The organism is Cellvibrio sp. PSBB023, from assembly GCF_002007605.1.
GTDB lineage: Bacteria > Pseudomonadota > Gammaproteobacteria > Pseudomonadales > Cellvibrionaceae > Cellvibrio.
Window position 1 is genome coordinate 1,026,246 of the sequence record NZ_CP019799.1, and the last position, 22,138, is coordinate 1,048,383.

General features: G+C 48.1%; 18 protein-coding genes and 5 tRNA genes. 12 read left to right on the forward strand and 11 right to left on the reverse strand.

Translation table 11 applies throughout. The annotated features are described in order from the left end of the window. The first annotated feature begins 247 nt into the window (after positions 1-247). The 3 genes from B0D95_RS04650 to B0D95_RS04660 all read left to right on the forward strand — a co-directional run bounded on the left by B0D95_RS04650 (position 248) and on the right by B0D95_RS04660 (position 5,194). Positions 248-2,032 carry a flagellin gene (locus tag B0D95_RS04650; RefSeq protein ID WP_078042803.1) on the forward strand — a complete coding sequence of 595 codons (1,785 nt, stop codon included), beginning with the start codon at positions 248-250 and terminating at the stop codon, positions 2,030-2,032. A gap of 260 nt (positions 2,033-2,292) precedes the next feature. Continuing rightward, on the forward strand, positions 2,293-4,359 hold the full coding sequence (gene fliD, locus B0D95_RS04655; protein ID WP_078042804.1) for a flagellar filament capping protein FliD: 2,067 nt from the start codon (positions 2,293-2,295) through the stop codon (positions 4,357-4,359). A gap of 145 nt (positions 4,360-4,504) precedes the next feature. Next, complete coding sequence (locus tag B0D95_RS04660; protein WP_168172397.1) at positions 4,505-5,194, forward strand: cytidylyltransferase domain-containing protein; 690 nt, start codon at positions 4,505-4,507, stop codon at positions 5,192-5,194. Between the two features lie 57 nt (positions 5,195-5,251). Here B0D95_RS04660 and acnB read toward each other — a convergent pair whose 3' ends face one another. Next, positions 5,252-7,870 carry a bifunctional aconitate hydratase 2/2-methylisocitrate dehydratase gene (gene acnB / locus B0D95_RS04665; protein WP_078042806.1) on the reverse strand — a complete coding sequence of 873 codons (2,619 nt, stop codon included), beginning with the start codon at positions 7,868-7,870 and terminating at the stop codon, positions 5,252-5,254. Positions 7,871-8,255: 385 nt separating this feature from the next. On the opposite strand from acnB, the gene B0D95_RS04670 reads away from it, so the two are divergent. From B0D95_RS04670 to B0D95_RS04685, 4 genes are all read left to right on the forward strand, one after another. Continuing rightward, the gene (locus tag B0D95_RS04670; protein WP_246841727.1) at positions 8,256-9,239 is read left to right on the forward strand and encodes an SMP-30/gluconolactonase/LRE family protein; all 984 of its coding nucleotides are present in this window, start codon (positions 8,256-8,258) and stop codon (positions 9,237-9,239) included. A gap of 58 nt (positions 9,240-9,297) precedes the next feature. Beyond that, positions 9,298-9,780 carry a DUF1289 domain-containing protein gene (locus B0D95_RS04675; protein ID WP_078042808.1) on the forward strand — a complete coding sequence of 161 codons (483 nt, stop codon included), beginning with the start codon at positions 9,298-9,300 and terminating at the stop codon, positions 9,778-9,780. Between the two features lie 10 nt (positions 9,781-9,790). Further along, the gene (locus B0D95_RS04680; protein ID WP_078042809.1) at positions 9,791-10,396 is read left to right on the forward strand and encodes a tRNA-(ms[2]io[6]A)-hydroxylase; all 606 of its coding nucleotides are present in this window, start codon (positions 9,791-9,793) and stop codon (positions 10,394-10,396) included. A 113-nt stretch (positions 10,397-10,509) separates the two neighbouring features. Beyond that, positions 10,510-12,951, forward strand: coding sequence for a glycoside hydrolase family 9 protein (locus tag B0D95_RS04685; protein ID WP_246841728.1), 2,442 nt, complete (start codon positions 10,510-10,512; stop codon positions 12,949-12,951). A gap of 107 nt (positions 12,952-13,058) precedes the next feature. Here the strand turns inward: B0D95_RS04685 and B0D95_RS04690 are convergent. From B0D95_RS04690 to B0D95_RS04735, 10 genes are all read right to left on the reverse strand, one after another. Next, a tRNA-Asn gene (locus B0D95_RS04690) sits at positions 13,059-13,134 on the reverse strand. A 200-nt stretch (positions 13,135-13,334) separates the two neighbouring features. Beyond that, positions 13,335-13,616 carry a pyrimidine/purine nucleoside phosphorylase gene (locus B0D95_RS04695; RefSeq protein WP_078042810.1) on the reverse strand — a complete coding sequence of 94 codons (282 nt, stop codon included), beginning with the start codon at positions 13,614-13,616 and terminating at the stop codon, positions 13,335-13,337. A gap of 85 nt (positions 13,617-13,701) precedes the next feature. Beyond that, positions 13,702-13,777, reverse strand: a tRNA-Asn gene (locus B0D95_RS04700). 164 nt (positions 13,778-13,941) lie between these two features. Continuing rightward, positions 13,942-15,015: a class I SAM-dependent methyltransferase gene (locus tag B0D95_RS04705; RefSeq protein WP_078042811.1), complete on the reverse strand. Its 1,074-nt coding sequence runs from the start codon at positions 15,013-15,015 to the stop codon at positions 13,942-13,944. Beyond that, complete coding sequence (gene rsuA, locus B0D95_RS04710; protein ID WP_078042812.1) at positions 15,012-15,707, reverse strand: 16S rRNA pseudouridine(516) synthase RsuA; 696 nt, start codon at positions 15,705-15,707, stop codon at positions 15,012-15,014. The genes B0D95_RS04705 and rsuA overlap by 4 nt, the downstream gene beginning before the upstream one ends. Next, a complete protein-coding gene (gene truC / locus B0D95_RS04715; protein WP_078042813.1) occupies positions 15,708-16,469 on the reverse strand; it encodes a tRNA pseudouridine(65) synthase TruC in 762 nt (253 codons plus the stop codon). 101 nt (positions 16,470-16,570) lie between these two features. Next, on the reverse strand, positions 16,571-17,416 hold the full coding sequence (folD, locus tag B0D95_RS04720; RefSeq protein ID WP_078042814.1) for a bifunctional methylenetetrahydrofolate dehydrogenase/methenyltetrahydrofolate cyclohydrolase FolD: 846 nt from the start codon (positions 17,414-17,416) through the stop codon (positions 16,571-16,573). Between the two features lie 211 nt (positions 17,417-17,627). Beyond that, positions 17,628-17,703 (reverse strand) — tRNA-His (locus B0D95_RS04725). A gap of 77 nt (positions 17,704-17,780) precedes the next feature. Further along, positions 17,781-17,857: transfer RNA gene (locus B0D95_RS04730), tRNA-Arg, on the reverse strand. 37 nt (positions 17,858-17,894) lie between these two features. Then, positions 17,895-17,971: transfer RNA gene (locus B0D95_RS04735), tRNA-Pro, on the reverse strand. A gap of 318 nt (positions 17,972-18,289) precedes the next feature. On the opposite strand from B0D95_RS04735, the gene B0D95_RS04740 reads away from it, so the two are divergent. The 5 genes from B0D95_RS04740 to B0D95_RS04760 all read left to right on the forward strand — a co-directional run bounded on the left by B0D95_RS04740 (position 18,290) and on the right by B0D95_RS04760 (position 22,122). Then, positions 18,290-18,790, forward strand: coding sequence for a flavin reductase family protein (locus tag B0D95_RS04740; RefSeq protein WP_078042815.1), 501 nt, complete (start codon positions 18,290-18,292; stop codon positions 18,788-18,790). 507 nt (positions 18,791-19,297) lie between these two features. Further along, on the forward strand, positions 19,298-20,317 hold the full coding sequence (locus tag B0D95_RS04745) for an NAD(P)H-dependent glycerol-3-phosphate dehydrogenase (protein ID WP_078042816.1): 1,020 nt from the start codon (positions 19,298-19,300) through the stop codon (positions 20,315-20,317). After that, positions 20,317-20,691: a DUF4389 domain-containing protein gene (locus tag B0D95_RS04750; RefSeq protein WP_078042817.1), complete on the forward strand. Its 375-nt coding sequence runs from the start codon at positions 20,317-20,319 to the stop codon at positions 20,689-20,691. The genes B0D95_RS04745 and B0D95_RS04750 overlap by 1 nt, the downstream gene beginning before the upstream one ends. Beyond that, positions 20,688-21,158 carry a phosphohistidine phosphatase SixA gene (sixA, locus tag B0D95_RS04755; protein ID WP_078042818.1) on the forward strand — a complete coding sequence of 157 codons (471 nt, stop codon included), beginning with the start codon at positions 20,688-20,690 and terminating at the stop codon, positions 21,156-21,158. The genes B0D95_RS04750 and sixA overlap by 4 nt, the downstream gene beginning before the upstream one ends. 61 nt (positions 21,159-21,219) lie before the next feature. Beyond that, on the forward strand, positions 21,220-22,122 hold the full coding sequence (locus tag B0D95_RS04760; RefSeq protein WP_246841729.1) for an alpha/beta fold hydrolase: 903 nt from the start codon (positions 21,220-21,222) through the stop codon (positions 22,120-22,122). Positions 22,123-22,138: the final 16 nt, after the last annotated feature.

A 22,138-nucleotide genomic window follows, 5' to 3' on the forward strand; every position in this document is an offset into this window, starting at 1 on the left:
TTTTTTCCTGGTTTGTAATCCCGCTTTCCTCCACCAATATTCCTGCTGTTTGTTCTTGGCACGGTCTGTGCAAAAGCCCTCTCAGGCGACCCGTATAGAAATCCTGTTGGTATCCATTTCTTACCAGTCTTGCCACGAAGTTCTCACAAACTGAGCAATTCATTGTTGCCGCCGTTTCTGGGCTTCATCAGTCGGCTTGTCACAGCACACGCAACTGTGAACAGGAACAATCATTAGGAGATTTATTATGCCTTTAATCATTAACACCAATGTCGCTTCCTTGAATTCACAGCGTCAATTGATGAACTCTGGCAACGCGCTCGATAAAGCGACAGAGCGTTTGTCTTCTGGTCAACGTATTAACTCGGCAAAAGATGATGCCGCCGGTTTGGCGATTTCAAACCGTATGACCTCTCAAATTCGTGGCTTGGATCAAGCGATCCGCAACGCGAATGACGGCGTATCACTGGTTCAGACAGCAGAAGGTGCTTTGCAAGAAGTAACCAATATGCTGCAGCGTATTCGTGAACTCTCAATCCAGTCTGCGAACGGTATCTATAACGATGCAGACCGCAAAACCCTGGATGCTGAAGTTCAGCAGTTGAAGAAAGAAATGGATCGTATTTCTGAAACCACTTCTTTTAACGGACAGAAATTGCTGGATGGCACCTTGGGTAAAACTTTCTTGCAGGTAGGTTCGCAAGCAAATGAAACCATGGATGTCAGCATTGGTTCTTTCTCAACCACCAGTATGGGCGGTACCTCGGGTGATATCGTGGGGGAATCTGTCACTGGTGTTGGCACATCGCATGCCACTGAAATTGCTTCATTAAATGCCTTATTGGCCGGTGATCTTCTTGTGAATGGAACGGCCATCAAGCCGATTACTCCTGCCGCTGACACCTTGAATGAAGCTCTGGCAAGTATTAATAGTGATTTGAAGGGCAAGGGTGCAGAAGTTGTATCTCTGGTGCAAGTGGCGGCAGATACTGCTGGCTCTGGTGTGCTCAGATCGCCTTCTGAAACGCTGACGTTGGAGTTGAGGGATGGCAATGGTTTGACGCAAACCTATACCATTACCGGTACCAACAGCATGAAAGAGTTGGTCGCTAAGATTAATTCTGAAACGGCTATTGAGGCTACTCTGGGTGATAATGGCAAGTTGGTGCTTACCGCTCCTGGCGCATCATCATTAACCATTACTGAAACTGTGCCTGCTACAACAGCGAGTCCAACAGGGCTTACAACTGGACATCATAATTTTGCGCTTGTATTCAATGATACAAGTGCAGAAAAGCAAGGCGTCACTATTCAGGCTGGTACTACACCAGTGACTGCGGCTATCGCGGGAAGAATTAGTGATTTGGGTATTGATGTGCAGGACGCTAATGGCAACTTGCTGGGTAGTGCCGTAGATATTGCTGGCCCACCGGGTATCCTGCAAGAAGGTGATTTGCTTATTAATGGCATTGCCATTGGCAAAATCACTCTTCAGCCTGCGGTTCCCACTGCTGCAGGTACTGCTGCTGAAGCTATTCGTGTGATCAACTTGTCATCGGATAAAACAGGGGTTGTGGCCTTTGCAAATGGTACTGATGGCATCGCTTTGCGTTCTGCGAATGGTGAAGAAATATCCATTAAATATGGTGATACCGCTGTCGCTGCTGATGTATTGGCTGTAACCGGCTTTAAAGAGCGCAATGCCACCGAAGGTGTTGGCAGTGTCGCCAGTATCAAAATTGACACTTACGAAGGTGCGCAGCGCGCAATCGGCATTGTCGATAAAGCCTTGGAGCAGGTAAACGCGACTCGTGCAGATTTGGGTGCTGTGAATAACCGCCTGGATCACACCATGGCAAACCTTGCAAACGTCTCGGAAAAAACCTCTGCATCGCGCTCTCGTATTACCGATGCTGACTTTGCCGCCGAAACAGCAGCATTAAGTCGCGCTCAGGTTCTGCAGCAAGCTGCTTCTGCGATGTTGGCACAGGCGAATGCTAGACCAGAGCAGGTGTTATCACTGCTCAGATAATTGTGTCTTATGTTTTGCTAAAAAAGCCGCAGCTCTCACTGCGGCTTTTTTATGTCTCATTTTCCACTGAGGGTGCAATACTTCTTCTGTGTGAAAGAAATAAGGGAGGTATTAGTGTGTTTTTTGTGAGTATTGGCGTACTTTGTGCTGTAGTAACTGAGCGTAATATTTTTAAGAAAAAAGCGGCAAAAACGGCTAAAGTTTACCCATTGGTTGCCGCTAACATTGTATAGCGGTAATTTTAAGGTGTGGAGGCGTCTATGGTGACCAGTACATCCAGTACATCCAATGCGACAAGCAATAATGGATCTATCGGTTCCAGTATCATTGGTGCCTTGGGCTCAGGTTCAGGGATTGACAGCAATAAGCTGGCCGACCAACTGACCGAAGCGAGCAAACTGGTTCAGTCACAGAAGTTAACCAGCAAAAAGACACTTCTACAAACCCAAATTTCCGATTACGGTTTACTCCGCAGTTCACTTGCCAAACTCGAGACCGCCGCTGCCGCTTTGGGGAGCGCGGACACTTTTAATGCCAAAGCCCTGTCTGTACCTGACACCAAATTATTAGGTATCACCAAGCTCGACTCAAAAGCGGTCGCTGGTAGCTATCAATTAAAAGTACTGCAAACCGCGCAGGCACAGTCCTTGAGTTCGGGTAGTTTTAGTTCAACAAGCAGTCCGGTAGGTAAGGGTACCCTCGTTATCCGTCTAGGGGATTGGGCATCTGATGGCTCCTCATTTGGTGTGGACTCTACTAAAACGGGCGCAACCATTACGATTGATGATACCAACAATTCCCTGACGGGCTTGCGCGATGCTATCAATAAAGAAAATTTCGGTGTAACGGCCACAATTGTGAGCGATGGTGGCGGATATAAATTACTGTTAACCGCCAGTACGGGCGCTAAAAATGAGATAGAGGTTGTCGCGACCGAAGACTCTGGTTCCTTGGGGTTGGCGGCCTTTAATTTCAATGAAACATCCAAAAGCCTTGCGCAACAACAAGAAGGGCGTGATGCGCTAATTAGTATTAATGGTTTGCAAGTTAGCCGGGAATCAAACCATGTGACTGACGTTATTGATGGTCTTGAGTTTGACTTGTTTGCCAGTTCTTCCAGTGAAACCATAAACCTTATTATTTCTGAAGATAAATCCGTTGCAGAGAAAACCATTCGTGATTTTGTGGCTGCCTACAATACTTTTAAAGCGGAAACCGAATTGCTAGTTGGCTACAACCCGGAGCTGGAAGAAAACGGTAGCCTTAATAAAGATCCTCTGGCTAAAAACTTGATGCAAAATATTCGTAGTGCATTAACCAGCGCCGTTCCAGGTCTCACTGATGGTTTTGCTAATTTATCCAGCTTGGGTATTCGTACAGAAATCGATGGAACACTCAAAATTTATGAGGAAGAGAAAACCGGGTTTCGTGCAGCAATAGACGAGAATTTTGACTTTGTTCGTGATCTGTTTATCCCCAAGGCCTCATCTTCCTCTCCTGGCATTGAAGTCACCAAGTTCACTGCAAGAAGCCAGCCTGGTTCCTATGAAGTAGTGATTACCCAGCAGCCCTCAAAGGGGACCTTGACCACCACTGACCCTGTCGATCTGGCGGCTATTGGTAGCGGAACAAAAGACTACAGTTTTAGCTTTCAATTGAACGGTGTGGCATCCAATGCCATTAGTTTGCCAGATGGAAAGCAATATACATCTGGTGCTGAGCTTGCTGCGGACTTACAAAGTTTGATTAACCTTGATGCCAACCTTAAGGCGGCTAAAGCAAGCGTGTCCGTCGCATTTGAGGGGGGGAAACTGGTGTTTACCTCGGCGACTTATGGTGCGACCAGTACGGTGAACTTTACTGCGGTTAGCGCCGATATGCTGGCTGACTTTGGTCTGACTAATGGCGCTGTTGTGACCAGCGGTACTGATGTTGCCGGTACCATTGATGGTGTTGAGGCATTTGGCTCCGGCAATATTCTGCTTCCTGCGATAGGTTCCAAAGCAGAAGGTTTGAGTATGTTGGTGGAGCCGGGAACAACATCCACGACCTTGAAATTTACCCGCGGTTTTGCCGGTGGGTTAAGCAGCCTGGTAAATGAATTCCTGAAAACCTCTGGTTTGATTTCCGAGCGCGAAAAAAATATCGGTAAAGATATTGAGCGTGTAGAAAAAGACGAGGAGGCGTTAAATCGCCGCAGTGAAGCCTATCGCGCGCGGTTAATGGCGCAGTTTCAGGCAATGGAAGCCATTGTGCGCTCACTCAATACTACTGGTGGCTTTTTGGATGGTCTGGTCGACAGATTGCCATTTACCTCAAAAAACTAATCGCCGCCCTTAATCGAATAACTGGCGTTCGGCTATTTGGGTTGAACGCTTTCTTATCCCACAAACTCATCTATTCTTTATAGTGTCTGTTCTTTGGCAGCTTATGTTGCCGCTCCTAATAGCAAGCCAGAATTCTGGAGTCGCTATGTCTAGTGTATTTGCCTTAGTGCCTGCCCGTGGTGGCTCTACCGGTATTATTCAGAAAAATATTCAGCCTTTGCTGGATCAGCCATTGCTCGCTTATACCTTGAATGCAGCTCATGGATCGGGAGTGGTAGATGCTGTTTATGTGTCATCCGATGACGATCAAATTCTGGCGATGGCCCATTATTATGGTGCTGAGCGAATCAAGCGCGATCATCATTTGGCGCGGGATGACTCGCCACTGGATCCGGTGGTTGGCGAGTTTATCCATCGCATAAAACCGGCGGGCAAGGATATTGTTATCTTGCTGCAGCCCACATCGCCACTGCGCACTGCAAAACATATTGTGGAGGCGCTGGCGGAATATCGTGATTTTCCCTGTTGCCGTGGGTTGATTAGCGTGTACGAAATCAGTAATCAATATAGGCGTGCTTATGTGGGTGGTAATGAGTTTTTGCAGCTTTTAGCGGGTGAACATGCGGGCCTGATGCACCGCGAGGCTCTACCGTCACTGTACATGCCGAATGACGCCATTGCGATTTTCAAGGTGGATGATTTTTTACGGGAAGAGTCGATTCCGCACAGCCATCTGATTCCTTATTTAATGTCAGAAACAGAGAGTTTGAAAATTCACACAGAGGATGACATTAAGCGAGCGGAAGCCTATCTGCGCAATCAGGTGCAGCAATAAAAAAACCCGCTTTTAAAAGCGGGTTTTTTCGTTCAAGACATGAGTCTTGCTTTACCTTTATACAGCGACAGTTTGAATCTCTACCGCTGCAATACGCTTACCTTCGTTGGCAGCGTTTTGGTAGCTCTCAATTTCATTGAAGTTGAGGTAGCGGTAGATATCGGCAGACATGCTGTTGATCTTGCTGGCGTAACTTTGGTATTCCTCTGGGGTTGGCAGTTTGCCCAATACAGCAGCAATGGCAGCCAATTCCGCAGACGCCAAATACACGTTTGCACCTTCACCCAAGCGGTTCGGGAAATTACGGGTAGAGGTAGAAACCACAGTGGATTTTGGCGCTACACGTGCCTGGTTACCCATGCAGAGTGAGCAGCCTGGCATTTCGGTGCGGGCACCTTTCACGCCGTAGATGCTGTAGTAGCCTTCTTCCATCAACTGGTGCTCGTCCATTTTGGTGGGCGGTGCAATCCACAAACGAGTGGTCAGCTCTTCTTTGGTTGATGCCAGCAATTTACCGGCAGCACGGAAGTGGCCGATGTTGGTCATGCACGAACCGATAAACACTTCATCAATCTTCGCGCCTTGAACTTCAGACAATACTTTCACATCATCCGGGTCGTTAGGGCAGGCGAGGATTGGTTCTTTGATGTCAGCCAGGTCGATGTCGATGATCGCTGCGTATTCTGCATCGGCATCAGCTTCCATCAACTCAGGGTTGGCAATCCAGGCTTCCATTTTCTGTGCGCGACGCTCAAGGGTGCGGATATCGCCGTAACCTTGTTCGATCATCCAGCGCAGCATAGTGATGTTGGAAGTCATGTATTCAATGATGGGCGCTTTGTCTAACTTGATAGTACAGCCAGCCGCTGAACGCTCAGCTGATGCGTCAGAGATTTCAAACGCTTGTTCTACTTTCAGGTCAGGCAAACCTTCAACTTCAAGAATGCGACCAGAGAAGATGTTCTTCTTGCCCTTTTTCTCAACGGTCAGCAAACCGGCTTTGATGGCGTACAACGGAATCGCGTTTACCAAGTCACGCAAGGTGATGCCTGGTTGCAATTCGCCCTTGAAACGAACCAGAACAGACTCTGGCATATCGAGTGGCATAACGCCAGTCGCTGCAGCAAACGCCACCAAGCCAGAACCGGCCGGGAAGGAGATGCCGATTGGGAAACGGGTATGCGAGTCGCCACCGGTACCTACTGTGTCAGGCAACAACATACGGTTCAACCAACTGTGGATGATACCGTCGCCTGGGCGCAAGGAAACACCGCCGCGAGTCATAATAAAATCAGGCAGGGTGTGTTGGGTTTCGATATCAACCGGCTTCGGGTAAGCCGCTGTGTGACAGAAAGACTGCATGGTCAGGTCGGCAGAGAAGCCCAAGCAAGCCAGATCTTTCAGTTCGTCACGGGTCATAGGGCCAGTGGTGTCCTGTGAACCTACGGTAGTCATGTAGGGCTCGCAGTATGTGCCTGGGCGAATACCTTTAACGCCGCACGCCTTGCCTACCATTTTCTGTGCGAGGGTATAACCCTTGCCGGTATCAGCCGGTGATTCTGGCAGGCGGAACAACGTGCTTGCAGGCAAGCCCAGTGATGCGCGCGCTTTGGTAGTCAGACCGCGACCAATAATCAGTGGGATACGACCGCCCGCTTGAACTTCGTCCAGCAGTACATCAGATTTGAGGCTGAATTCAGAAATTACAGCACCGGTAGTGGCGTTGAGGATTTTGCCCTCGTAAGGGCGAATCTCAATCACATCGCCCATGTTCAGGTTATCAACCGGTGCTTCAAATACCAGTGCGCCAGCATCTTCCATGGTGTTGTAGAAAATCGGCGCGACTTTGCCGCCGATACACACACCACCAGTACGCTTGTTAGGTACGCCGGGAATGTCTTCGCCAATGAACCACAATACCGAGTTGGTAGCAGATTTGCGTGATGAACCAGTACCTACAACATCGCCCACAAATACCAACGGATAACCTTTGGTCTTCAGTGCTTCGATTTGTTTGATTGGGCCGATTTTGCCGGGCTCATCAGGGGTGATGCCATCGCGTGCCATTTTGAACATCGCGAGTGAGTGCAGGGGAATGTCAGGGCGTGACCAGGCATCAGGTGCTGGTGATAAATCATCGGTATTGGTTTCGCCGGTGACTTTGAAAACGGTGAGCTTGGTGCTCTCAGGAACCTTGGGTTTGCTAGTGAACCACTCGGCATCAGCCCAGGATTGCATCAATTCTTTCGCGTGTGGGTTGCCGGCTTTTACTTTCTCTTCCACATCGTGGAATGCATCAAACATCAGCAAAGTGTGCTTGAGTTCTTTGGCAGCCAAAGGCGCCAGAGTGGCATCGTCGAGCAGGTTAACCAGGGTTTCGATGTTGTAGCCGCCGAGCATCATGCCGAGCAGTTTAATGGCGAGAGGCTTATCGATCAGGGGAGAGGAGGCTTCGTCTTTGAGAATCGCGCTTAGAAAGGCAGCTTTAACATAAGCGGCTTCATCAACGCCGGGCGGAACGCGGTTGGTGATCAAGTCCAGCAGTACTTCAGCTTCACCAGCGGGAGGGTTTTTCAGGAGTTCGACCAATCCGGCAACTTGTTCAGGGTTCAGTGGTTTTGGTGGAATACCTTCTGCGGCGCGTTCTGCGACCTGTTTACGATAGGCTTCAAGCACGGTTTTATCCTCATTAGTGTAGGGGTTACTCCTTCGGCAGGATCTCTGCTTCAGGAGACTATCCATGGCCTTCATGGATGACTAAGCACAGGCCAAACAAGCTGTACTTAACTTTGCACTGCCTTTTCTCAAGGGCAGTGTGATTTACCAAAAGCGTGTTAAATCGGGCGCAGAGTATAACCCAAGAGAGTCGCGCTGTTAATGCGCTATGCGATAAGTTAGGGGCTTTTGAACATCGGTATTTAAGGGCGATTGTGATAAGGTGTCGACCTTGTTTGGTCAACCCAGACCGACGTGCGGCAATGTAAATACAGCAATGACAAATAACAAAGGGATCACTATGAAAACCTTACCAAAACCACTATGTAATGTCGGCTTAATAACGATGCTTTTACTCTCTGTTGCCGGTTGTGAGCAGAAATCATCCCAGGCTTCCGCGAGCAGCTCTGCTGCTGTTGCATCCAGTGCGGACGCCACAGTGTCATCAATGGCGGCGGGTGCAGCGTGTGAAGGTGTAGCACCATCTGGTGATTTGACGGCTGTGCGTATCGAGGCTGCCAATACCACACGCACCGAGCCTGGATTGTATGAAGGGCCAGTGTGGATTAATGACTCACTCTATTTCTCCGATTTTGTATTCAGTGAAGGCTTCCCCTCGCGCATACAAAAACTGGATGCCTCAGGACAAATGAGCACCGCCATTGAGGATTCTGGCAGCAATGGTCTGGCTGTCGATAACAATGGCCTGCTGGTAGCAGGAACCCATAAATACAAAAGCGTATCCCGTTACAACCTTGTGACTGGCGAGCGCACATCAGTGGCCCAAACGTTTAACGGCAACGTATTTAATTCACCGAATGACATCGCCATTACGGAAGATGGCATTGTGTATTTTACCGACCCCGCCTTCCAAACCGCTGCTGCGCCCGGTGGACAGGAAAAAACCGGTGTTTACCGCGTAGCGCTCGATGGTACTGTGACTCTGGTTGATGACACCATTAGTAATCCAAACGGAATTACGCTATCACCCAATGAGGATGTGCTCTACGTCAATGGTGGCGGTGAGCAGGGCGTATTGCGCGCTTACGCCATTGTTGATGGTCAACCTCAGGCAGGTAAGGATTTGGTTACCGGAATCAATGTGCCCGATGGTATGGCGGTAGACTGCCTGGGTAATATTTACCTGACGGAGCATTTGACTCGTAAACTGCGAGTCTTCAACCCTGCCGGTGAACAAATTGCCCAAGCGACAGTGGATGCCAATTTAACTAACGCCGCCTTTGGTGGCCCGGAAGGTACAACGCTCTTTTTAACCGGAGCGGGCGCCTTATGGAAAATTGATTTGGCGATCACAGGCTCTGCTTATTAACGTTATTTTATGACCGCGAACCGTTTTTACAGAACGGTTCGCGTGTAGTGCGATATTTATGCTTGTATTAAAACCCGTAAAAACACCCTGCGTGGGAATCTGTTCCACAGGTATTGGCGATAGCGTGTGTCGCGGCTGTAAGCGCTTTGGCCACGAAGTGATTGATTGGAATAGTTACACCCATGAACAGCGGTTATTGATTGCCCAGCGACTTGAATCTTTCCTTGCGCAAATCGTACAGAACATGATTCAAGTCAACGATGAAAAACTCCTGTTCACGCAAATTAAACACCAGCAAATCCAATTCAAACCCGAGCAAAGTCCATACTGTTGGGTGTTTGATTTATTGCGCGCAGGCGCCAGTCAGATTCAGGATTTATCCCTCTATGGCTTGGCATTGCAAACGGGTTGGATTGGTACACCCCTGACGGTTATTCGCGACAATATCGACAAGGATTTTTATGCTTTGTCTTGCGCGCATTATGAGCGTTATATATCGCCATGCTTTATCACTGCTGAAACCCTTGAACAACACACATAGTTTTTAATTTATGAATGCTCTCGCCAAAATACAACAATTCCTGCATTGCGAAACCCCTGATGCCTGGGTAAAAAATGCCTTGGACAATCAAGCTTTATTATTGCTCGATCATGCCAATTGCGAAAAAAAAGCGGCATCGACTGCAATTAATTTGATGTTTCGCTATGTAGGGGATTTTGACATGATGAATAAAATGTCGCGCCTCGCCCGTGAAGAGTTGCGTCATTACGAGCAGGTAATGGCAATCATGGAGGCGAGGGGAGTTGCCTACGAGCAGATTACACCCGGACGCTATGCGGGTGAGCTGCGCAAATTGGTGCGCACCTCGGAGCCGGGACGTTATATTGATACGCTTATTTGCGGTGCGATTATTGAAGCGCGCTCCTGTGAGCGCTTTGCCAAAGTTGCTCCATTTCTGGATGAAGAGCTGCAAACATTTTATCTCTCCTTGCTGAAATCTGAATCGCGTCATTACGAAGATTATTTAACACTTGCCAAACGAGCCGCAGAAGGCGCCGATATTTCGGTGCGTGTGCAGGAGTTTTTAGCCTTGGAGAAAACCTTGGTTGAAGGGGGGGATGAGGAGTTTCGCTTCCATTCTGGTGTGGTGCAATAAGTTGGCGTTTGCCCTGCCTTAACGCCCTCGGTTATTAAGTGTAAATCAGGTATACCACCGTGTTATGTGTACATAGACTATAAGTCTGTGTAAATAATAATCAGGAGTAGCACATGGTATATCCCCTCGGTCAAGGGCGGGCTTGGCTCGCCGCGTTGTTTCTTACTTTCTCATTGCCAGTGTTGGCAAAAAATGATCTCGCCCTTAACGATAAAGACTATTTTGAAAAGCCCGGCCTGAATGTGCTGGTGTTTAGCAACTGGTATGACGGGCTTTTTAGCGATTCCAAAACCAGTGGGGTTGAATTAATTCATCATGGTGAGCGCACTGTCACCAATGGCGATGTGCGTTTGAATGCGACGCCGGAACAGTGGGATATGACACCTCTGTTCAAGGAGCGCAAAGTCAATCATGCCGATCAATCGATTGAGGCATTTTTGCATTATCCCGATCAACAATTTGATTTTTCTATCAAGGTGACTAAAAACGCGGCGGGTGTGCGTTTGACAGTTAACCTGCCAAAAGCGCTACCAAAATCCCTTGAAGGTAAAGCCGGTTTTAATCTGGAATTTTTACCGGCGGCTTACTTTCATAAATCGTTTTTGATGGATGATACGGCGGGTGGATTTCCAGTGTATCCCACGGGATTAAAAGAAATTAATGGCAAGGCTGATCCTATTGCTCTGGCGCAAGGTCAGCATCTGGTGTTTGCCCCGGAAGATGTGGAGCGTCGTGTCAGTATTCAATCTACCAGTGCGCCGCTCGAACTGTATGATGGCCGAGGTAAAGCGCAGAACGGCTGGTTTGTCGTACGCAGTAAAATTCCTGCGAATAAAACCGGCACAGTAATCGAGTGGCAAATTGATGCGGCCACGGTTAAAAACTGGATTCGTAAACCCATGATCGCGCATTCGCAAGTGGGTTATCATCCGGCACAGAAAAAAGTAGCGGTAATCGAATTGGATGCGCGTGACAAAAAAATCCAAAAAGCAAATTTGGTGAAAATTAATGCCGATGGCACGCGTCAAACAGTCTTGAGTGGAAAACCTAAACGCTGGGGAAAATATCTGCGTTATGAATATCATCACTTTGATTTCAGCAGTATCCAAGCTCCGGGTTTATACGCAATAACCTATGGCGATCAAGAGACCCACAGCTTCCGTATTGATAAAAAAGTTTATCAGGCAGCATGGCACCCCACGCTGGATATGTATCTGCCGGTGCAAATGGATCATGTGACGGTTAATGAATCCTATCGCATATGGCATGGTGCATCCCATTTGGATGATGCTTTGCAAGCGCCAGTGAATCACGAACATTTTGATTTGTATGCGCAAGGCCCAACAACCGATACGCAATTCAAGCCTGGCGAACATATTCCCGGCTTAAATATTGGTGGTTGGTATGATGCGGGTGATTACGATATACGTACGCAAACCCAATACGATGTAGTAAATACCCTTGTGACCGCGTGGGAAACCTTTGTTCCCACAAACGATAAATTTGGTTTAAGGCGTGATACCACCAGTGTTGATTACGCGAGAAAATTTGTCGACTTGCACACGGCAGATGGCAAGCCCGATATATTGCAGCAAATTGAGCACGGTACGCTGGCGTTAATTGCACAGCATCGCGCGGTGGGGCATGCCATTCCCGGTATTGTTGAGGCGCATATTGATCAGTATCACCATTTGGGTGATGGCGTCACCAAAACGGACAACTTGATTTACGATCCTGAAATGGGTGAGTTGGAAACCAATGGTTTTAAAAGTGGAAAATTTGACGATCGCTGGGCTTTTACCAGCAAATCATCATCGCTGAATTACGGTTCAGCGGCAGCGCTTGCCGCCGCGAGTCGTGCACTAAAAGGGTTTAATGATGAGCTTGCCCAAGAGTGTTTGGTAACGGCGAAAAAGGTTTGGTCAGAGGAGCAGGCCAAAGCAAAACCTGATTTGTTTAAATTTGGTAATACAACCGGCGGGAAGTTGGAGCATGAGCAATTAAAAGCGGCAACCGAGCTATTGATTACTACCGGTGAAGCAAAGTATGCGCAAGCGGTTGAGAGATTATTAAGCGAGGTTGAGTTTGCATTCAATGCATCCTGGTTTATTCGTGCGGCTCCGGCGATGAACGATGCGTTTCGGTCTGCATTGCGCACCAAGGCACTGGCTTATCGCGAACAGTTAAACGAGGTTGAATCAAAAAATCCTTTTGCTGTGCCGATTACTGAAGGTGGTTGGGCGGGCAGTGGTGCAGTAATTCGCTATGCGCTCAATAATTACTATATTCACAAAGCATTTCCGGATGTGGTGAGTCGTGAATCTGTGTTGCAAGGGTTGAATTTTCTCTACGGTACTCATCCTGCTCATAATCTTTCACTGGTATCGAATGTGGGAACTCGCAGCAAAGAGGTTGCTTATGGGATGAATCGCGCCGACTTCTCATTTATTTCTGGCGGGATAGTACCGGGTATTCTGATTCTTAAGCCTGATTATCCTGAAAACCATGAGGATTGGCCGTTCTTTTGGGGCAGAATGAGTATGTGGTTAATTTAGCCGCAAGCTATATTTTTCTGGTGAATGCCGCTGAAGAATTATTGAGCGAATAATTTGTATGTTGAAAATAAAAAAGGTCGCACATGTGCGACCTTTTTTATTGCATTTGGCTCCGCCTGCTGGACTCGAACCAGCGACCCAATGATTAACAGTCATTTGCTCTACCGACTGAGCTAAGGCGGAATGGCACTTCCTATTAGGAAGTGGCGCGCATCATATAGAGCTACTCGCTATTGGTCAACCTGTTTGCCGTTTGCATGGCACTGGTTGTGTGATTTTTGTTTTATTTGAGGGTTGTTGCAGCCACTACAAAAAATAAAAGCGCCGCGGCGCTTTTATTTTTTGTAGTGGATGTGATGTCTCGTGTTAGAGAGATCTTGGTCTTACTCGTATTTACACAGGTAAGAGGTTTCCACATCGGCACTGACTTTGAAGCGTTGATTGGCTTCAACAATAAAGGTTTGGCCTGCTGCAAATGTTTCTGCCTTGTCACTGCCGGGTAATACAACTGTCAGGCTACCACTAACAACGGTCATGTATTCTTTTTGGCTGGTGCCGAATTCGTAATCGCCCTTAGCCATTACACCAATGGTGGCGGGCAGGGTTTCGGTTTGAAAAGCGATAGATTTTACGGCGCCGCCGAAGTACTCATTAACTTTAAACATAAAATGCTCCGCGAGGAATGGATAATAAAAACAAATATTGCAGGCACAAAAAAGGCCGCATAAATGCGGCCTTTTTTGTTTAATTTGGCTCCGCCTGCTGGACTCGAACCAGCGACCCAATGATTAACAGTCATTTGCTCTACCGACTGAGCTAAGGCGGATCGGTGACTTCCTCTGTGGAAGTGGAGCGCATGATATAGAGCCGGTTTTGGTTGGTCAACCGTTTTTTGATGCTTTGATACAAGTTTTTTTCAAAAAAACCTCAATGAATTCAAGGCTGTTCATTAAATCTCCAGACTGTCGCCAAGTTGCTCAGTAAAGTGCGCTACCCCTTGTTGCTCAGGCGAATGACTTTAAAACTGCCATTGTTGGCAATCAGGGAAATCTCTTTGAATAGCTCGACTGCTTTGCGTTCAAGGGGGATAAATTGGTTGACCACAAATAAGGCCAAGCCTTCGGGGGTCAGTAGTTGCTGTGCGCTTTTGAGGAATTTGTCGGTGAGGTCACCATCCACACTAAAGCCTTGATGAAACGGGGGGTTGCAGAGCAATAGATCCACTTTTTTCCCTAGTTGCTTGCCAGCATCAGCCGCAAGCACTTCGCCGACTATGCCATTGGCCTGGAGATTTTCTTTGGCGGCAGTCAGTGCGGCGGCATTGTTGTCAGTGAGTATCCAGCGTTGAATATGCTGGCAGGCGCTAAGTTGTGCGGCAGCAAGGCTTAAATAACCATAACCGCAGCCTAAATCCAGAGCGCTACGCGGGTGCAAGTCGCCCAAGGCTCCCTTGGCAATTTGTTCAATCAGCAGTGCGCTGCCCGCGTCAATTTTATTCCAGCCGAAAAGCCCCGGCTTGCTTTGTAGGGTTAGGTCGGTGTTTTCCGCAATCGGGCGTAGGTGCGTGTAATCACTATCATCAATTCGTTTCGTTGGATCATAGGTGGCCTGTTTGTAAATGATGGAAGAATAACTGGCACCATTTTTTTCAATCTGCTTTTCGCATCCCATAAGCGTGGTGATTTTTTCTATGTAGGTTTTAGCACCTTCATTTTTATAGCCAGCAATTACCAGAGGGGCTCCCGGTTTCAAGCAGCGCCAGGCTTCATTCAATAAATGATGCACAACAGGTTTTTCTTTAGAGATGCGATAAAAAAAACCATCGAGACTTGCATCGGCAATGTCGCTGCAATCAAAGTCGCTAAAGCGAGATGAAAAGCCTTGTTTGATTGCCTCCTGTGCCACATCCCAGCGGTTGGTCATAAGCAGTAGCCCTTGGTGACTCAAGGCTGGTGGCAGGCTGTTAAGGGTATTTTCATCGGTGCACCAGAGAATGCGACCCTGAGTGTTCTGCGTCATTACCGTCAGTTGTTGTGCAACTGCAGCCAGTGCCAAATCAATCATAAATAAATACTCTGTATTTCATCGCTGGTTAAATGGCGATAGGCGCCTTCGGGAAGGTTTGCGTCCAGCGCTATGGTACCTATGGTTTCCCGGTGAAGTCCGGTGACGCGATTACCCACCGCTGCAAACATGCGTTTGACTTGATGGTACTTGCCTTCATGAATCCGCAGGCGTGCTTCGTGGGGTGCTAACAATTCCAGTTGTGCCGGGCGGGTCGGTGCCTTTTCGCCATGCAGTTGTACGCCTTGCGCAAAAAGGTCAATAACCTCACTGTCGATGGGGTTGGCAGTAGTGACTCTGTAGGTCTTCTGGCATTCATGGCGTGGCGAGGTAATGCGATGATTCCACTGCCCGTCATCCGTCAGCAATACCAGCCCTGTGGTGTCTATATCCAATCGACCAACAATTTGCAATTCCTGCCGGTGAGGTAAATCCAGCAGGTCAATAACGACGGGATGTTGTCCATCGCTGTTGGCACAAATATAACCGACAGGTTTATGTAGCATCAGGTAGCGGATGGCTTTGGGGGCAACTATCTGGCCATCCAGTAACACGGTTTCACTGCCGGTGAGTTTTAGGTCGGCTTTGTGTGCAATCAAATCATCAACAGAAATGCGCCCTTGCTTGATGGCCTGATGTGTTTGTGCGCGGCTGAAGTCGGTGCATTGGCTGACAAATTTATCGAGGCGCATTTAAATATCCTGGGTGGTAAGCCAGTGTGAGGGTAGGGTATTCGCCCAGCTAAATGTCTGGACAATTCGGGTAAATGCGGCCGATATGGGCGCGCTAATCACAACTGGGGTATGGCTGACAGGATGTGTAAAGCCAAGTTCAGTGGCGGCGAGCATCAGTCCAGGGCAAGCAAATTGTTCGTGGAAAAAGCGGTTGTGAATTCCCTTACCGTGTTTGGCGTCACCAATAATAGGGTGGCTGATGTGCTTCATGTGGCGGCGAATTTGATGCTTGCGCCCCGAGTGCGGTGTGCATTGCACGAGCGAATAGCGCGTGCAGGGGTATTTATCAATACTGAATGGAAATTCGATTTGCGCCAGCGTAGAAAAATGCGTAACAGCGGTTTGTGCTGGTTTATCGGTGCGCGCTTTTTTATCGGTGTATTTATCCAATTCTTCGGTTAAGGGGTGATCAATAATCCCTTGTGCAGGCGCAAAGCCTCGCACCAATGCAACATAGGTTTTTGTAAGGGCATGCCGAGTAAACAAGCCCCCTAAGTAGCGAGCGATATCGGGAGAGAGAGCAAATAACAATACCCCTGACGTTGGCTTATCCAACCTGTGCACGGGGTAAACCATTTGCCCGATTTGGTCGCGTAATAGTTGCACCGCAAAGCGGGTTTCATGGCGATCAATTTCGCTGCGATGCACCAATAGGCCGCAGGGTTTATTGATAGCAACCATGTATTCATCGCGATAAATAATCGATAGGGTTTCTGACATTGCATTAGTTTATAAAATGTAATGGCTATAAAAATAAAAGCAGGCCCATGCCTGCTTTTATCAAAATTGCCTTGATGCGCTAAATATTATCCAGCGAATAATTAACCAATTTTCTTCTCGCCTGAGTCGCAGGTTTGATAAATCAAGGTATTAATGGTCATTGGGCCAACACCGCCAGGAACGGGTGTGTAAGCGGCGACGCGATTAACCAGTGGTTTTAATTCGATATCGCCAACACCGCCGGGGTGGTAGCCGGCATCAACAACGACAGCACCGTCTTTAATCCACTCGGCTTTAATAAATTCCGGTTTGCCCACGGCGCCAACAAGAATGTCGGCTTGTTTGATAAGTTCAGGTAAATTTTTGGTGCGCGAGTGACAAATGGTAACCGTTGCGTTGGCATTCAACATCATCAGTGCCATGGGTTTACCGAGAATAGGACTGCGGCCGACAACAACGGCGTGCTTGCCTTCAAACTCAATACCGTAGGCTTCCAATAAGCGCATAATGCCTTTGGGGGTTGCACAGCCATAGGCTTCTTCGCCCATGCTCATGCGACCAAAACCAAGACAGGTTACACCGTCTACATCTTTTTCTGCGCTGATGGCATCAAAGCACAGGCGCTCATCAATTTGGTGTGGTACCGGGTGCTGTAACAGTATGCCGTGCACATTGGGGTTGTTATTTAATTCGTGAATTTTGCTGAGCAATTCTTCGGTGGTTGTCGATGAAGACATTTCCACCTTCAGTGATTCCATGCCGATACGAGTGCACGCATTACCTTTCATTTTTACGTAGGTTGCGGATGCCGGGTCATCGCCCACCAGAATGGTCGCCAAAATTGGTGTTTGGCCATTGCTGCGCGCCTTGAGGGCGGCAACGCGTGCAGAGAGTTCCTGTTCGGTTTTTTCGGCAAGGGCTTTGCCATCCAATACGAGTGCGGACATGGGCATTTATTACCTGTGTGTTAGCAAATTAAAGTAGATAGGCTGAAATTGCGCGCATTTTCCCACAGTGAGCATAGGACGCCAAGGGAATTAATTATGGGGCAATGTGTATAGGTTCTTTGTGGGTAAAGCAGAGGGGATTGATCTTCGGAGTGATGTTCAGAAAACAGATATTTATTAGCAACTGATATCTTGGGGAGTTTTTAAAATATGGGGTGGCTGATGGGGCTCGAACCCACGACCACTGGAATCACAATCCAGGGCTCTACCAACTGAGCTACAGCCACCGTAGCAGAATCATATTTTCAGGTCTTTACCCGATAATATTTTTAAGAGAGATTTGAGCGATCTATAAATGCCAATGTGGCGCGCCCGGCAGGATTCGAACCTGCGACCACCCGCTTAGAAGGCGGGTGCTCTATCCAGCTGAGCTACGGGCACATACTGGATCAAACCTTCGCAGGTTCGATGAAAAAAATGGTCGGAGTGGAGGGATTCGAACCCCCGACATTCTGCTCCCAAAACAGACGCGCTACCGGGCTGCGCTACACTCCGACGACTTAAAACGTTGTGCGTTTCAAGTGGTGCGCATATTAACGATGAGATCCGATGTCGTCAACGAAAAAAACACAACAAAATAAAATATTTAGCGGCGCAAGTTAAATTCTAGGCAGCTTGAACAAAGACTGTTCCGGGTTGGTGAAAATTAAGACTTTGCCCGACTTCATTTGCCTTTTGCTGTGTTTATTCGCAGGGCTTTTTGCCGGGTGTGAATGGTTGGAGTGCCATATCTAGGTTTTTGATGTTGGCAGCAGCTTGTTTGTGCGGCATCACCTAGTCAGAATAAGCGCTTGATCTGGTTTGGGAGTTTTTATGCAAAACAATAGTTTGGCGGCTTCGATGAAGCAGGGTATGCGCAGGTTGGCTTCTGGCGTTTGCGTTCTTTCTACCTCTTTAGAGGGAAATCAGCGGTTTGCTATGACGGTGTCTTCTGTAACATCCGTTTCTGATTCTCCTGCATCTTTATTGGTTTGTATCAATCAGGCTGTGTCCCAGCAGGCGCACCTCAGCAGCCTTGAGGCCAGCTTTGCAATCAATGTGCTCTCGATAAATCATCAAGATGTTTCCAATTTATGCGCCGGACGCGACCCATCAAAAAATCGGTTTGATGTCGGGCATTGGGTTGAGGATGTGTCCGGCCTGCCGGTTCTGGCAGATGCCTTGGCAGTGTTTATTTGCAAAACCGACAAGGTAATGACTTACGGCACTCATAAAATAGTCATAGGTGCAATCAGCAATGTGATTATTAATGGTGCAGAGGTAAATCCACTTTTGTATGCCAACGGAAGTTATGGTGCGTTTAGCCCTCAGTAATGTCTATGTTGTCGGGCGGATATAGCGGTTAGTGGTGGTAATGACAGGTAGATTTTCCCTGGTGCTTTTTTGATTCAAAATGAAGCATAGATATTGTTAAGAATTATCTTGCATTATGAATCTTTCCTGTCTATCGGCACTTTAAGGTTAATGAGCACTAACTCTTTATGCACACCTCTTGTGCTAATTTGCCCAGCTAGTACAAGGGTTGAGCAAAAACGCGAAAAAACGTGCTTTTTGTGTTGTGATTTTATGTAACATATTGATTTTTAAGGTAAATACTTTGTTGATTAAAAATTAATCAATTTGTTGTTGGTGTAGATTTTATAGGGGTTTGGAGCAGTTTCCCAAAATCTATCCACTAACTTATCCACAGAAAATGTGGACAAAATAAATGTGAAGTTTTTTGTGCAAAAAAGTTACAGTTTGTATGGTTTGTGACTTTTATTCGTAACAGGTGACATTCTTTTTAGGTTCACTTCCCCGGTCAACTCTCTGGATTTTTTTATGGGTAAAACGTTGAAAGTCGCCGTGCTTGGCGGTGGCAGTTTTGGTACGGCGATTGCGAATATTATTGCTTGTAACCAGTATCCCACTTATCTCTGGATGCGCTCAGAGGAACAAGCGGCAGCTTGTGTGGCTGCACATGAAAATACCCGTTATCTACCGGGTTATAAGCTTAATAAGGATTTGATTATTACTGCTGATTTGGCAGCAGTGGTCGGTGGAGCGGATCTGGTTTTCATTTCTATTCCCACGCATTCGTTTCGCGCGGTTACCCAAATGATCAAACCATTGCTTGATGCACGGGCTATGGTTGTTAGCACTGCTAAAGGAATCGAGCCGGAAGGTTTCACCCTCATGAGCCAAATTCTGGAGCAGGAATTACCGGGTCATGCGATTGGCGTGTTGAGCGGCCCTAACTTCGCAAAAGAAATCGTGCAACAACAACAGACCGGTACTGTGATCGCCAGTGAAAGCGAAGCGCTGACCAACAGTGTTCAACAGACATTGAAATCTGCCACCTTTCGCGTTTATGCAAACCATGATCGCTATGGTGTGGAATTGGGCGGTGCCCTGAAAAACATCTACGCTATCATCTGTGGCATGGCGGCGGCGTTGGGTGCTGGCCACAATACCCAGGCGATGCTGTTAACGCGTAGCCTTGCTGAAATGGGGCGTTTTGCCCAGGTGATGGGTGCTAATCCCATGACATTTTTAGGTTTGGCTGGTGTGGGTGATCTTATACTGACCTGCACATCGGATCTGAGCCGGAACTATCGTGTTGGATTTGCTTTGGGGCAGGGTAAAGCCTTGGATGAAATCGTTGCTTCTCTTGGGCAAGTTGCCGAGGGTGTCAACACCCTGCGTCAGGTAAAGCAAAAAGCGGCCGAGCTGGGTATTTATATGCCTCTGGTGAGTGCACTCTATGCCGTGCTTTTTGAAGGGCGTGCCATTTCCGAGGTGGCTCGTGGTTTAATGGTGGGTGAGCAAGCTGACGATGTTGAATTTTTAAGGGGAAATTAATGGACAACGAACAACTGAAATCGAATCTGACCTCAAGTAAGCACTGGTTCCGACTGATTTTTATGCTGCTTTTTGCCGCTGTATTGCAGCTTGCCAGTATTGTGATGTGGGCATTGGTGATTACCCAATTTTTCTTTTCATTAATTACCGGTGAAGACAATCAATACTTGCGTCGTTTTGGCCATTCGTTATCGACCTACATTTATGATGTGCTGAAATTTTTGTGTTACAGCAGTGATGAAAAACCTTTCCCTTTTGCAGATTGGCCCAGCGGTGTTGCGGATAAAGAAGCTCCTGTCGAGGCGGCAGAGGTGCAGGCTCAAGCAGAAGCGCCTACCAATGCAATCACTGATGAATCGACAGGTAATAAATGATTATCTATGTGTTGCGTCATGGGCAGGCTGAGGCGCAAATAAGCTCCGATGATGCGCGTCGATTGACGCCAACTGGAATTATCGAAACAGAAGCAGTATTGGCTTCTCGCGTCAGTCTGTTGGCGGGTGTGGCAGAAATCTGGGCCAGCCCGCTGGTGCGCGCACAGCAAACGGCGCAGCTAGCACGGCAGTATTTGCCGGGAATTCCATTGCAAACAACTGCATTACTGGTGCCGGAATCAGAACCGGAGCAGCTTATCGATTGGCTTTACCAGCGCGAAGCTGAAGGCGTGGAGTCCATCTTGTTGGTCAGCCATCAGCCATTGGTTGGGCGGTTGCTGGCACTCTTGTGTGGAAAACCGGAAGGGTTTTATCCGATGGGCACCAGCTCATTGGCCGCTATTACCCTTCATCCTGTTGCGGCAGGCTTGGGCGATCTGCTGTGGTTAGATCACGCAAAGCGCTGACGGATGGGACAATTAACAATAACCTAACCATGTCGTATGTAATGCCGGCATCGGAGTGTTGATGATACAGCAAGGTTCGGCTTGCCCAGCGCATCCAAGAGAGTTGCTGCTCAAGGTCAACGGCCTTGAGTTTGCGGCGCAAGAGTGGGGAGAGCCTGGTCAGCTACCAGTGCTGGCATTGCATGGCTGGCTGGATAATGCCGCCAGTTTCTACAAGTTGGCCCCACAGCTACATAATCTGCACATTGTTGCTCCTGACTTGGCCGGGCACGGGCAAAGCAGCCATCGCCCCGGCCAGACGGCCTACACCCCCTGGGATGACATCAACGATATTCTGGCGATTGCCGACCATCTCGGATGGTCGCGTTTTGCCCTGTTAGGGCATTCACGTGGAGCCATTATTGGTAGTTTGGCTGCAGGGACATTTCCCGATCGTTTTATCGGGCTTGGCCTGATAGAGGGCATGTTGCCTGAGCCGGCCTTACCGCATGATGTGCCGTTGCAATTGGCGAGCGCCATTAATGGGTTGCGCGCCCAGCAACAAAAAACACCGTCTGTTTATACCAATATTGAAGTGGCTATCAAGGCGCGTGAGCGAGGCCTGTTTCCGTTGAGCAATGCGGCGGCAACCGCCTTAACCTTGCGTGGTGTTGTCCAGCGAGAGGGAGGATTCTCCTGGAGTTCTGATCCGCGCTTAATGGCGCCCCCTGTGCTGAAATTGTCGCGGGAACAATTGGCCGCGTTTGTGAATCGAATTACAGCACCAGTCACTTTGTTATTGGCACGCGATGGCTTGCCAAAACTCTATGCTAATTATCTTGCTGAGGTGGAGAGCTTCTCCAATGTCGATTATGAGCTGTTGGATGGCGGACACCATCTTCATATGGAGCAGGAGTCATACACAGTGGCGGAAAAACTGAATCGTTTTTTTGCGGCTTTATCCAATAAGCATATTTCTGCGTAATCTGGTTTTTATCCCT